Annotated in this window: 9 protein-coding genes; 4 read left to right on the top strand and 5 right to left on the bottom strand. The window is 60.9% G+C overall.

Annotation, left to right across the window (positions count from 1 at the left end; genetic code table 11):
* Positions 1–136 precede the first annotated feature (136 nt).
* The gene (locus tag KZX66_RS17945) at positions 137–2059 is read left to right on the top strand and encodes an acetyl-CoA hydrolase/transferase C-terminal domain-containing protein (protein WP_248081793.1); all 1923 of its coding nucleotides are present in this window, start codon (positions 137–139) and stop codon (positions 2057–2059) included.
* 69 nt (positions 2060–2128) lie between these two features.
* Here KZX66_RS17945 and KZX66_RS17940 read toward each other — a convergent pair whose 3' ends face one another.
* A complete protein-coding gene (locus KZX66_RS17940) occupies positions 2129–2701 on the bottom strand; it encodes a xanthine phosphoribosyltransferase (protein ID WP_003195447.1) in 573 nt (190 codons plus the stop codon).
* Positions 2702–2759: 58 nt separating this feature from the next.
* Positions 2760–4769 carry a DNA helicase Rep gene (gene rep, locus KZX66_RS17935; protein WP_248081791.1) on the bottom strand — a complete coding sequence of 670 codons (2010 nt, stop codon included), beginning with the start codon at positions 4767–4769 and terminating at the stop codon, positions 2760–2762.
* Positions 4770–5032: 263 nt separating this feature from the next.
* Between rep and KZX66_RS17930 the strand changes: the two genes are divergently transcribed.
* On the top strand, positions 5033–6706 hold the full coding sequence (locus KZX66_RS17930; RefSeq protein WP_248081789.1) for a bifunctional diguanylate cyclase/phosphodiesterase: 1674 nt from the start codon (positions 5033–5035) through the stop codon (positions 6704–6706).
* On the opposite strand, the gene KZX66_RS17925 is transcribed toward KZX66_RS17930, so the two are convergent.
* A complete protein-coding gene (locus KZX66_RS17925) occupies positions 6703–8115 on the bottom strand; it encodes a NorM family multidrug efflux MATE transporter (RefSeq protein ID WP_248081840.1) in 1413 nt (470 codons plus the stop codon). The genes KZX66_RS17930 and KZX66_RS17925 overlap by 4 nt on opposite strands.
* A 152-nt stretch (positions 8116–8267) precedes the next feature.
* On the opposite strand from KZX66_RS17925, the gene KZX66_RS17920 reads away from it, so the two are divergent.
* Positions 8268–9188: a LysR substrate-binding domain-containing protein gene (locus KZX66_RS17920; protein ID WP_248081788.1), complete on the top strand. Its 921-nt coding sequence runs from the start codon at positions 8268–8270 to the stop codon at positions 9186–9188.
* 175 nt (positions 9189–9363) lie between these two features.
* The gene (locus tag KZX66_RS17915; protein WP_248081787.1) at positions 9364–11340 is read left to right on the top strand and encodes a methyl-accepting chemotaxis protein; all 1977 of its coding nucleotides are present in this window, start codon (positions 9364–9366) and stop codon (positions 11338–11340) included.
* A gap of 23 nt (positions 11341–11363) precedes the next feature.
* Here KZX66_RS17915 and KZX66_RS17910 read toward each other — a convergent pair whose 3' ends face one another.
* On the bottom strand, positions 11364–12860 hold the full coding sequence (locus KZX66_RS17910) for a YifB family Mg chelatase-like AAA ATPase (protein WP_248081786.1): 1497 nt from the start codon (positions 12858–12860) through the stop codon (positions 11364–11366).
* Positions 12861–12996: 136 nt separating this feature from the next.
* Positions 12997–13257: an accessory factor UbiK family protein gene (locus tag KZX66_RS17905; protein WP_038843546.1), complete on the bottom strand. Its 261-nt coding sequence runs from the start codon at positions 13255–13257 to the stop codon at positions 12997–12999.
* Between the last annotated feature and the right edge of the window lie 305 nt (positions 13258–13562).

Genomic DNA, 13562 nt, shown 5'->3' with positions numbered 1-13562 from the left:
TCGATCGATCTTCGCCAAAAATGCCGCTTACGAGCGGCTTTTTTGTGTCTGCAATTTGTGTTTCGTACTGTTCATTGCAGCAAAGACCCGGCAAGCTCGGTCCAACCCCTAATCATGGAATGTTCAGGAGGGTCGGATGGTGCAGTTGTGTTCAATCGAGCAAGCAGTTGACGACGTACTGGCGCGCTTGCCGGCGCATATCCACATGGGCATGCCGCTGGGGCTGGGTAAGCCCAACCTGTTCGTCAACGCGCTGTACCGGCGAATTGCCCAACTGCCGGAGCGCGCGCTTACGATTTACACCGCCCTGAGCCTTGGCCGGCCGACCTTGGGTGACGGGTTGCAGAAGCGCTTTCTCGAACCCTTCATCGAGCGGGTATTCGGTGACTATCCCGAGTTGGATTTCCTTGCCGACCTGCATAAAGACAGTCTTCCGAAAAACATCCATGTGCAGCAGTTTTTCATGCAGCCCGGCAGCCTGTTGCACAGCGAATCGGCCCAGCAGGACTACGTGAGCAGCAACTATAGCCACGCCGCCCGTGATATCAACGGCGCCGGCCTGAACCTGGTGGCGCAACTGGTCGCGAGCAGCGCGGAACACCCGGACCGCCTGAGCCTGAGCTGCAACCCCGATATCACCCTCGACCTATTGCCAATGATCGCCAAGCGCCGTGACGCCGGTGAAACCATCTTGATCGTGGGTCAGGTTCATACCGATTTACCCTACATGCCGGGAGATTCCGAGCTGGGCATGGACGCGTTCGACTACCTGATCGACGCAAAGGACAGCACCACGCTGTTCTCCACGCCGAATATGCCGGTAGGGTTCCAGGATCATTTTATTGGCCTGCATGCCAGCACCCTGGTGCGTGACGGTGGCACCCTGCAGATCGGCATTGGCTCGATGGGCGATGCGCTGACTGCCGCCTTGCTGGCGCGCCAGGCCGATAACGAAGCCTATCGACTGTTGCTCACGGACCTGGACGTCTATCAATGGGCGCCCCTGATCAGCCGTGAAGGCGGCGTTGACCCTTTTGCCCGTGGCTTGTACGGCTGCAGCGAAATGTTCGTCAACGGCCTGCTGGTACTGGCGGATGCCGGGATTATACGGCGCAAGGTGTACCCCGATGTGGCGACGCAGGAACAGGCCAACGCCGGTTTGCTGGACGATGCGGCCCAGCCCGATGGCGTATCGATCCATGGTGGCTTCTTTCTGGGGCCACGTAGTTTTTACCAGCGCTTGCAGGAAATTAGCCATGCCAAACGCCTGCAATTCAACATGACCCGCATCAGCTACATCAACGAACTGTACGGGCAGGAAGAACTCAAGCGTTTGCAGCGCCAGGATGCGCGGTTTATCAACAGCGCGATCATGGTGACGTTGCTCGGCGCGGGCGTGGCGGATCAATTGGAAGACGGCCGTGTACTCAGTGGCGTGGGCGGTCAATACAACTTCGTTGCCCAAGGCCATGCGCTGCAAGGCGCGCGTTCCATCCTGATTTTGCGCAGTTGGCGCGAGTCGGCCGGGGAGGTCAGTTCCAATATTGTCTGGGACTACGGCCACTGCACCATTCCCCGACACTTGCGCGATATCGTCATCACCGAGTATGGAATCGCCGACTTGCGCGGGCAGACGGATGCGAAGGTGATTGAGGCGCTGCTCAATATCACCGACTCGCGCTTCCAGGCCGATTTGATCGAACAGGCGCAAAAGGCCGGCAAGTTACCCAAAAACTTCCAGCTGGATCCGCGATTCGCCGACAACACGCCGGAGCGGCTCCAGGGCATTCAGGCGCGGCATAAACGGCTGTTTCCGGAATATCCTCTGGGCAGCGACTTCACCGATGAAGAGCGTGACTTGTTACGCGCGTTGAACTGGCTCAAGAGCAAATTCAAGCTGACGGAGGTTCTGGAGTTGGGCAAGGCGGCGCTGGATGCACCGGAGCCGGAGGCATTTGCGACGCATTTGGAGCGGATGCGCTTGGATAAGCCGCAGGGACTTAAGGAAGACCTGTATCAACGTCTGCTGCTCGCTGGTTTGCAGGCGACTGCCCACTGACAGCCATCACAGATCGATGTGAGAGCGGGCAGGCCCGCTCTCACATTTTTTACCGCAGTCAGGCCGCGATTATTCGATGAAGGTGACGACCCCGCCCGCCAGCGACTTCACCCGCGCCAGCGACTCAACCCGATAACCCTGGGCATCCAGCTCCGCACGGCCGCCCTGGAACGACTTCTCGATCACGATGCCCAAGCCGGCTACGGTAGCGCCGGCCTGTTTGATGATCGAGATCAGCGCCTGGGACGCCTTGCCATTGGCCAGGAAGTCATCGATCACCAGCACGCGGTCGCTGCTGGTGAGGTGGCGCGGCGAGATGGCCACGGTGCTCTCGGTTTTTTTGGTGAAGGAATACACCGTTGCCGACAGCAGGTTTTCGGTCAGGGTCAGGGACTGTTGCTTGCGCGCGAAGATCACCGGCACACCGAGATTCAGGCCGGTCATGATCGCCGGTGCAATGCCTGAAGCCTCGATGGTGACGATCTTGGTGATACCCGAGTCCTTGAACAGCGCGGCGAATTCGTCGCCGATCAGTTTCATCAGTGCCGGGTCGATCTGGTGGTTCAGAAAGGCGTCGACCTTGAGTACCTGATCGGAAAGCACGATGCCTTCTTCGCGAATTTTCTTGTGCAGTGCTTCCACGGAACGCTTCCTCTAATGGCGCGATGTGCGCCGAAAGTAGATTAAAAAGTAGTCGATTCTAGCGCTTTAACATCGCGCGTATGTCCGCCAGCGCGGTATTGCCGCGAACGGCCTTTACCTCGGTCGGTGTGTCGTCATTGCCTTCCCAGGCCAAGTCATCCGGCGGCAGTTCATCGAGGAACCGGCTGGGGGCACAATCGATGATCTCGCCGTATTGCTTGCGCTTGGCGGCAAAGGTGAAGGCCAGGGTCTGACGTGCACGGGTAATGCCCACGTAGGCCAGGCGCCGTTCTTCTTCGATGGTGTCGGCTTCGATGCTGGAGCGATGTGGGAGAATTTCCTCTTCCATGCCCATGATGAACACGTACGGAAACTCCAGGCCCTTGGAGGCATGCAAGGTCATCATCTGTACACCTTCGGCGCCGTCCTCTTCTTCCTGCTGGCGCTCGAGCATGTCGCGCAGCACCAGCTTGCCGATGGCGTCTTCGACGGTCATTTCGCCGTCTTCGTCTTTTTCCAGGGTGTTCTTCAGGGCTTCGATCAGGAACCAGACGTTGCCCATGCGGTAATCCGCGGCCTTGTCGCTGGAACTGTTGGTGCGCAGCCAGTTTTCATAGTCGATGTCCATGACCATGCTGCGCAGCGCACTGATCGGGTCTTCGCCGGCGCATTGTTCGCGCACCTTATCCATGAAGCGCTTGAAGCGCGACAGGCGATCGGTGAAGCGCGTGTCCAAGTGTTCACCCAGGCCGATTTCGTCGGTGGCGGCGTACATCGAGATCTTGCGTTCGGTGGCGTAGTTACCGAGTTTTTCCAGGGTCGTCGAACCGATTTCCCGGCGTGGCACGTTGATCACGCGCAGGAAGGCGTTGTCGTCATCGGGGTTCACGATCAAGCGGAAGTAGGCCATCAGGTCTTTTACTTCCTGGCGTCCGAAAAAGCTGTTGCCGCCTGACAGGCGATACGGCACCTGGTGGTGCTGCAGTTTCAACTCGATCAGCTTGGCCTGGTAGTTACCGCGATACAGGATCGCGAAGTCGCTGTAGGGGCGGTCGGTGCGCAGGTGCAGGCTGAGAATTTCCACGGCCACGCGCTCGGCTTCGGCGTCTTCGTTGCGGCAGCGGATCACGCGGATCTCATCGCCATGGCCCATCTCGCTCCACAGCTGTTTTTCAAACTCGTGGGGGTTGTTGGAGATCAGCACGTTGGCGCAGCGCAGGATGCGGCTGGTGGAGCGGTAGTTCTGCTCCAACATCACCACTTTCAAGGACGGGTAGTCGACCTTGAGCAGCATCAGGTTTTCCGGACGAGCGCCGCGCCAGGCGTAGATCGATTGGTCATCGTCGCCCACCACGGTGAACTGGTTGCGCGTGCCAATCAGCAGCTTCACCAGCAAATACTGGCTGGCGTTGGTGTCCTGGTACTCGTCCACCAGCAGGTAACGCACCTTGTTCTGCCATTTTTCGAGGATGTCGGCGTGTTCCTGGAACAGCTTGACCGGCTGCAGGATCAGATCATCGAAATCCACCGCGTTGAACGCCTTGAGCGTGCGCTGGTAGTGGGTATAGACGATGGCGGCGGTCTGTTCCTTGGGGTTGCGCGCAGCTTCCAAGGCTTGAGCGGGCAGCACCAGGTCGTTCTTCCAGGCGCCGATCATATTCTTGATCTCGTCGACGCCGTCGTCGCCTGCGTATTCCTTCTGCATGATGTCGGTCATCAGGGCTTTGACGTCGGCCTCGTCGAAGATCGAGAAGCCCGGCTTGTAGCCCAGTCGCGCATGCTCCTTGCGGATGATGTTCAGCCCGAGGTTGTGGAAGGTGCACACCGTGAGACCACGGCCCTCGCCACCCTTGAGCAGGGTGCCGACACGCTCTTTCATCTCGCGCGCCGCCTTGTTGGTAAAGGTCATGGCGACGATGTACTGAGCGCGGATGCCACAGTTCTGGATCAGGTGCGCGATCTTGCGCGTGATCACGCTGGTCTTGCCGGAGCCTGCGCCGGCGAGCACCAATAGAGGGCCGCCGACGTAGTTCACGGCTTCTTGCTGCCGGGGATTGAGTCGGGACATACAGAGTTCAGGGAGTCGTTGTTCAAAAGGGCGGGCATTTTAACAGGCTGGCAAGATTCTGCTGCTCTGGATCGACGGTGTGACGTACCACTCGATCTAAATTTGCCGCTTTTGATACTTTGCCGCAGGATGTCGAGGCTTTTGGTTAACCTGAGACAAATGATTACAGCCTGCGTGTTTGATAACCCCTATCATTGGTGATTATCAGGCCGCACGTCATAATGCCCGCCGCCAACGAATTTTGCAGAGTCTAGGGAGCTAGCTTGTCTACGCCTGTCGAACCCTTGCGTTTGCTGCTATTGGCCGATGCGCCTGAGTGGGCAGCGTTATTGCGCGAGTGCCTGGCGCCGATGGGCGATGGGGCTGTGCTGATCAGCGCGCCCAATTGGGACTCGGTGAGTCGTCTGTTCGATGACGACCAAAGCGCCGTGCTATTGACCACGCCCAACCTGCAACCCGGCCCTGGTCGGTGCAGTTTGCCGTGCGTATTGCTGTTGGAGCAGGAACCGTTGGTTTCGCCGCTGGGCGTCAGCGACTGGCTGATCCGCGATGCTTTGGGCACCGATACCTTGCGCCGCTGCCTGCGCCATGTGCGCGAGCGCGGCGTGTTGGAAAACACCCTGCAACGCCTTGCCGAGCAAGACCCGCTGACCGGCATCGCCAACCGCCAGGGTTTCCAGACCTTGCTGGCCGCGCGACTGGCCGAGAATGAAGGCCGCGGCCTGGCCCTCGGTCACCTCGACCTCGACAATTTCCGTCACGCCAACGACGCCCTTGGCCATCAGGCCGGCGACCGGTTGATCCTGCAGGTTGTCTCGCGGCTCAAGAGCCAGCTCGAAGCCGGCGACCAACTGGCCCGTCTGGGCAGCGACGAATTCGCCTTGTTGATCGATACCCGCCGTGCGCCCCAGCGCGCCGAGTGGATGGCCGAGCGCATCACCGAAGCCATGGCCGAACCTTACTGGGTGGATGGCGAAAGCCTGCTGATCGGTTGCAGCCTGGGTGTGGCGCATGCGCGTGCGCGGGCCGGTGCCGACCCGCTGATGTGGCACGCCCACATCGCCATGCAGCAAGCCAAAAGCACTCAGGGCTGTACCTTTCATATCTTCAACGAACGCATCAACCGTAACGCGCGCAGCCTGGCCGACCTGGAAAGTGAATTGCGCCGTGCCTTGCGTCGGGATGAACTGGAGCTGCATTACCAACCGCGCCTGGACCTGGACGATGGGCATATTGTTGGCCTGGAAGCGCTGGTGCGCTGGCGCCATGGCGAACGCGGCCTGCTGCCGCCCAGCGAATTCGTGCCGTTGGCTGAACAGAGCGGCCTGATCGTGCCGCTGGGATACTGGGTGATCTCCCGGGCCCTGCGCGACATGCAAGACCTGCGTGAACGCGGCCTGCCGCCGTTGCACATGGCGGTCAACCTGTCATTTCGCCAGTTCCAGGACAGCCAGCTGCTCTCCACCCTCAGCCGGCTGATTGCCGAGCGTGGTGTGGAGGCGCAGTGGCTGGAGTTCGAGTTGACCGAAACCGCCGTTATGCGCCGCAGTGACCTGGTCAAGCAGACCATGGACGCCCTCGGTCGCCTGGGTGTGCGGTTCTCCCTGGACGACTTCGGCACCGGTTTCTCATCGTTCGTGCACCTCAACAGCCTGCCGATCGCCTTGCTGAAGATCGACAAGAGCTTCGTCGGCGGCATGGAGGAGCGCGAAGAGAACCGCAAACTGGTGCACGCCATGATCAACCTGGCGCACAACCTCAACCTGGAAGTGGTGGCCGAAGGGGTGGAAACCCCTGAGCAACTGGCGCTGCTGAGGTTGTTCGGCTGTGACCAGGCTCAGGGTTATCTGATCAGCAAACCGTTGCCGTTGCCTGAACTGGTGGACTACCTGACATTCGGCAGGGGCCGGCAGGCACACGTAGGCGAAGGGCTTTAATCCGCTTGTGCGGCCTGAAACCCCTGGCGGGTTTCGGGCGCTGCGCCTTCCTGGCGAATCATGCGCTTCATCTTTGCCTCGAATGCCCAGGTCAGGCTGACGGCCGCACACGCCAAACCCAGCGCCAAGCCCCACCACACGCCGGTCGGTCCCCAGCCCAGGATGAACGCCATCAGCCAGGCGGCAGGCGCGCCAATCAACCAATAGCAGCCCGCACCAATCAAAAAGGTGGTCTTGGCATCTTTAAGCCCACGAATGCACCCCATAGCAATGGTTTGCACGCCGTCAAACAGTTCGAACCAGGCGGCAACGGCGAGCAGGCTGACGGCCATGACAATGACGTCATGGAACGCCGGGTTGTTGTGATCGATGAGCAAGCCGATCAGTGGATCGGAAAACAGCCATAGCACCACGGCAAAACCCAGCATCACCGCGGCGCCAAAAGTGATGCCGACCCGACCCGCCATGCGCGCCTGCAGTAACTGCCCGGCACCATAATGCTGACCGATGCGCATGGTCACGGCGTAGGACATGCCCGCCGGCACCATGAACGCGACCGAGACGATTTGCAGGGCGACCTGATGCGCCGCCAACTGTGTGCTGCCCATGGTGCCGATGCACAGCGCGGCAAAGGCAAACAGCCCAACCTCCACCGCATAGGTGCCGCCAATCGGCAGGCCCAGGCGCCACAGTTCGCGCAGGTACCGCGTGTTGAGGCGCAGCAGGCCGCTGCCCAATGGATAGGCGGCATAGTCGCGGTTGCTGCGGATGTACCACATCAGCGCCAGCGCCATGCCGTTGGCGACGATGGCGGTGACCAGGCCGATGCCCATCAGCCCGAGTTTCGGCAGGCCGAACATGCCTTCGATCAAGGCGTGGTTGAGCAGGTAATTGAGTACCGTGCCGCCAAGGCTGATCACCATCACGGGAGTTGCCTTGCCGATGGCGCTGGTGAAGCCGCGCAAGGCCATGAAACTCAGGTAGCCGGGCAGGGCGAATGGCAGCACCGTCAGAAACTGCCCGGCCGATTGCACGTTGCTTTCGGTCTGGCCGAACATCAGCAGCACCGGCTTGAGGTTCCACAACAGCAACGCTGCCGCCAGGGCCATCAACCAGGCGAGCCAAAGCCCCGCCTGGGTCAGGCGGGTGGCGCCGTCGATATCACCGGCACCGTGACGGATCGCCACCAGTGTGCCCACGGCGGCAATCACGCCGATGCAGAAGATCGACACGAACGAATAGGTCGCCGCGCCCAGGCCACCACCGGCCAGGGCTTCGGGGCTCAGGCGCGCCATCATCAGGGTGTCGGTCAGCACCATCAGCATGTGCGCCAACTGTGAGGCGATCAGCGGCCCTGACAGCCGCAGAATGGCCCAGAGTTCAGTACGTGCCGGATGCTGCATGATCATCACGCTCAAAAAGTCAGACGTTTGGGGAGGGGTTGATTCTCGGCGCTCTCAGGCCATTGCACAAAGGGATAAATGCGATCGTTTGCATGATTAAAACTCATGCCTTATGGATTCTGGTAGGGTTCCGGCATTGCGCTGTCGGAGCTTTCTTTATGTCTCGTCGTCTCCCTCCTCTTTACGCCTTGCGTGCTTTTGAAGCGGCCTCCCGGCATAACTCCTTTACCCGTGCCGCCGAAGAACTGTCGATTACCCAAAGTGCGGTGAGCCGGCATATCCGCACGCTGGAAGAGCATTTCGCCTGCCGTCTGTTCCAGCGCAGCGGCCGCAATCTGCAGCTCACCGAAGCGGCGCGCCTGCTGTTGCCTGGGGTGCGTGAGGGGTTCGCGGCGCTGGAGCGGGCCTGCCATACCCTGAACGCCGAAGATGACATCCTGCGCATGAAGGCGCCGTCGACCCTGACCATGCGGTGGCTGTTGGCGCGGCTCAGTCGCTTCCGGGCATTACAGCCGGGCAATGAGGTGCAACTCACCAGCGCCTGGATGAACGTGGACGAAGTGGACTTCAACCAGGAGCCTTTCGATTGCGCGGTGTTATTGAGCTACGGGCACTTTCCGGCAGATTGGGAAGCCAGTTACCTGTTCCCCGAGTTCCTGATCCCCGTCGGCGCGCCGAACCTGCTCAAGGACGGCCCTTGGGACGTCAACCGCCTGGCGGGCACCGAGTTGCTGCATCCCACGCCAGACCGTCGCGACTGGCGCAATTGGCTGGAGCGCATGGGGTTGTCGTCCCAAGTTTCGCTCAAGGGCGGCCAAGTGTTCGATACGCTGGAGCTGGGCATGATCGCGGCGGCACGGGGTTACGGGGTGTCCATGGGCGACCTGCTGATGGTGGCCGAAGATGTGGCACAAGAGCGTTTGAGCCTGCCATGGCCAACGGCGGTGGCGAGTGGGGAAAGTTACTATCTGGTATGGCCCAAGACCCGCCCCGGCGGCGAGCGTTTGCGGCGTCTGGCGGATTTTCTCCAGGGCGAAGTGCAGGCCATGGCTTTGCCTGCGGTCGAACGTCTCGATTGAATGGGGGCGCCCCATACGCAACCGTTTGCGCGATGCCCTTGGGATTCGCTCAAGTATTGCCACACGCCGCCGAAGTAGGTGTGTTGGAACAATCGTGCGCCAACGTTTCCCATTAGATAATTTGCCGAGCAGCGCTATGAGATCAGGATGATCCTGGCCTCGGTCAGGAGCCGTCATGTCTCAACCTCGCGCGCGGATCGCCTCCCAGTTAGGCATCGCATTAGCTGTGATTTTGGCTGTCGCCATCGGCGGCAGTACTGTTTTCGCCTTGCGTTCCCTCGACTCCGCCAACCTCGATACCCGCGAGGAGCACCTGGCCAGCGAAGCGCGTTTGCTCGCCGACCAACTCAATACCTTCCACAGCACGTTACGCGAGAGCACCCAGCGCCTGACGGGGTTGTTCGAGAAACGCTTCAGCGCCGGGTTGACGGTGAAGGCCGATCAACCGGTCGCGGTGGCCGGGGTTCAGACACCGAGCCTCTTGCTGGGCGGCGAAGTGCTCAACAACAACTTCACCGAAGTGGATGAGTTCAAGCAGATGTCCGGCGGCGTGGCCACCGTGTTTGTGCGCAGCGGTGACGACTTTATCCGTGTCAGCACCTCCCTGACCAAGCAGGACGGCAGCCGTGCGATCGGCACTGTGCTTGATCGCCAGGGTCCGGCCTACCAGCGAGTGCTAGGTGGCCAGGCCTATATCGGACGTGCGGTGTTGTTCGACCGTTCCTACATGACCCAATACAGCCCTGTACGCGACCCCAGCGGCAAAGTGATCGCTGTGTTGTTCATCGGGTTTGACTACACCGACGCGCAGGCCGCCCAGTTCGAAAACCTCAAGCGCTTCCGCATCGGCCAGACCGGTTCCCTGGCGTTGCTCGATGAGCAGAAGCGCTGGCTGGTGCCCCCGGCGGGCGTGCAGGCTCTGGATCAGGCGGTTCCGGTGATGCTGGACCTGGCCAAGACCCCAGGCAAAGGTCACTTCTGGAGCGACAGGAACGAAGATTTCTACAGCGTGTCGGTGCCCTTCGAAGGTGGCCCATGGGCCGTGGTCGCGAGCATGCCGAAAGCGGAAATCCGTGCGGTGACCTGGGCCGTCGGCATTCGTCTGGTGATCGGCAGCGTGCTGGCGATGTTACTGGCGGTGGGCGCCACGGTCTGGCTGTTGCGCAGCAAACTGCAACCGTTGAGTGATCTGGTGCGTCAGGCCGAAGCCTTGGGTGCTGGCGACTTGAGCGCACGGCTTAACGTGTCCAGCCATGACGAAATTGGCCAACTGGCGCGCAGTTTCAACCAGATGGGTGAAGCGCTGTCGACCATGGTTTCCCATATCCGCAAGGCGGCCGAAGAGGTCAATAGCCGTGCTCAGGCGTTGTCGGGTTTGTCGGGCGGCGCTTATGACGGCATGGAGCAGCAGTCCGGCGAAATCACCAGCATGGCCGGCGCGGTGGAAGAATTCAGCGCCACCTCGCTGAACATCGCCGACAACATGGGCAACACTGAGCGTCTCGCCCAGGAAAATGCCCAACAAACCCGCATCGGCCGAAACTCGATGCAAGAGGCTTCCACCTCCTTGGAGCATATCGCTACCGCCCTGAACAGCACGGCCACGGTGATTAATACCTTGGGTCAGCGTTCTCAGGAAATCGGCGGGATTGTGGGTGTGATCACCTCCATCGCCGAGCAGACCAACCTGCTGGCGCTCAACGCTGCCATTGAAGCCGCGCGGGCTGGTGAACAGGGCCGCGGTTTTGCGGTGGTGGCTGACGAAGTGCGTAACCTGGCGTCGCGGACACGCGAAGCCACCGATGAAATTTCCGGGATGATCCAAAGCATCCAGAAAGAAACCGGCAACGCCATCAGCACCATGGAACACGGCAATGTGTTGATGCAGGAAGGCCTGTCGCGCAATGCCGATGTGGCCTCGGCACTGGCGCGTATCGATGAGCAAAGCCGCTCGGCGGGTCAGCAGTTCGCGGCGATTACCACGGCGACGCAGGAACAGAGCAGCACCGCGACCTTGCTCAGCAGCAACTTGCAAAGCATCGCGCTGGCCAACAGTGAGCAGCGTGAAGTGGTATCGAACCTGGCGATTACTGCCAAAGAGTTGGAGACCCTGGCGGCGGGCCTGCGTCAAGAAGTGGATCGCTTCCGCTGAAATGCCGTCTATCACCGGGTGGGCTAAGTGATCGCTGCCGGACGGTATTGCAGGGCCTCTTTGAGATGATCGCGGGTGATGGCATCCGCCTGATCCAAGTCCGCCAGGGTGCGCGCCACCTTGAGCAATCGGTGTGCTGCGCGTAGCGACAACGTGAGCCGCTCGCAGGCGCTTTCCAGCCAGCCTTCATCGTCTTTCGCCAACCGGCAGTGCTCGCGCAGTCCCGGCAGATCAAGGAAGGCGTTGGCGCAACCCTGGCGTTGTTGCTGGCGTTCCCGAGCTTGCGCCACGTGAGCAGAGGCCGTAGCCGTAGTGTCGCCGGCCTGCGGGGCAGGGTTCAGAGCGGTGGTTTCACGTGCCACGGTGAGATGAAGGTCGATGCGGTCGAGCAACGGTCCGGACAGCTTGTTGCGGTAGCGCTGGATCTGCTCCGGTGTGCAGCGACAACGCCCACTGGGCTCTCCCATGTAGCCACAGGGGCACGGGTTCATCGCGGCGACCAGTTGAAAGCGCGCAGGGAAACTGACGCGGTCGCGGGCGCGGGAAATCACGATATGCCCCGACTCCAGCGGCTCACGTAGTACCTCCAGCACTTTGCGATCAAACTCCGGTAACTCGTCCAGAAACAGCACACCGTGATGGGCCAGGGTAATTTCCCCAGGTTGCGGTTTTGAGCCGCCACCCACCAATGCCGGGCCTGAGGCCGAATGGTGCGGCTGGCGAAAGGGTCGGTGCGGCCAATGGCTCAACGGCGCCAGGCTGACCACGGACTGGATCGCCGCCACTTCCAATGCCTCTTGTTCGCTCAATGGCGGCAGCAAGCCGGGCAGTCGGCTGGCGAGCAGGGTCTTGCCGGTACCTGGCGGCCCGCTGAGCAACAGGTTGTGTGCCCCGGCTGCTGCGATCAGCAACGCACGCTTGGCTGACAGTTGGCCCTGCACCTCACTTAAATCTGGATAGGGCTTGTTCAGGTACTGCAACCCATCGGATTTGTAGGGCTCGATTGGCGCCTGCCCATTCAGGTGCGCCACCACTTGCAGCAAGTGGTCCACTGCAATCACTTTCAGCCCGGACGCCAGGCACGCTTCTTCGGCATTCGCCCGCGGCACTATCACGGTGCGCCCGGCCTTGCGCGCGGCCAGTGCAGCCGGCAACACGCCTTTGACCGCGCGTACTGCGCCGGATAGCGCCAACTCACCCAGGCATTCCACGTCATCGAGCATCACGGTCGGCACCTGCACGCTGGCGGCGAGGATCCCCAAGGCAATCGCCAGATCAAAACGCCCGCCGTCCTTTGGCAGGTCGGCGGGCGCGAGGTTGAGGGTGATACGGCGTGCGGGGTATTGCAGAGCGGAGTTGAGAATCGCACTGCGCACGCGGTCCTTGCTTTCTTTCACGGCGGTTTCGGGCAGGCCCACCAGCGTGAGGGACGGCAAACCATTGGCCATATGCACTTCGACGGTGACGGCAGGGGCTTCGACGCCGACTTGGGCGCGACTGTGGACAATGGCGAGGGACATGCTCGTTCCTTGAAATGGGAGGCCGCTTCCTGCGGTTTTTCAAGGGTAGACGAGGTGGGGAAGAGCACTGCGGGGGAGGTTTTACAGAACGTATCCAGCGCGAGTGTGGGAGCCAGTACTCCCACACTCGCCGTGTTTATTCAGCCGGTGGTGTCAGCTTGGCTTCCAGTTCAGCCACTTTAGCCTCCAGGCTCTCCAGTCGCGCGCGCGTGCGGGCGAGCACGACCATCTGACTGTCGAATTCTTCCCGGCTCACCAGGTCGAGCTTGCTGAAGCCGCTTTGCAGCAGGGCCTTGAACTGGCTTTCGATTTCATTGCGGGGCAGCGGAGTGTCGCCGCTGAACAGGCGAGAGGCGTGGCCGCTCAGGGCGTCGAGGAGGTCTTTAGGCGCAAGCATGGGAAGTATTCCGGAAAAACTGTCGGCGGGCAGTGTATCACGCAGCGTCTATAGTCTTTCCACGGCCTGCGGCGCACGCTTTTCGCGCATCAGGTCGGGCGGTGTCGCACCGTTTTTGTGCGCATTATGGTCGCCGAATAGCCCCGCAGGTGGGCTTGAGTGGGCAAAGGACTGATTTCAGTGATTTTTACGGAGCTGGCAAGGTTTCTGCTTAGACGATCATGACCCATGCACTGATGCAGTCGCTGTGACGAATGCAGTGCGCCGACGGATCAGGGGTACAGGTTTCGTCACCAGTGGTTAGC

The organism is Pseudomonas sp. EYE_354, assembly GCF_023148575.1.
Taxonomy (GTDB): Bacteria; Pseudomonadota; Gammaproteobacteria; order Pseudomonadales; family Pseudomonadaceae; genus Aquipseudomonas.
This window is presented reverse-complemented; position numbering and strand designations above follow the sequence as displayed.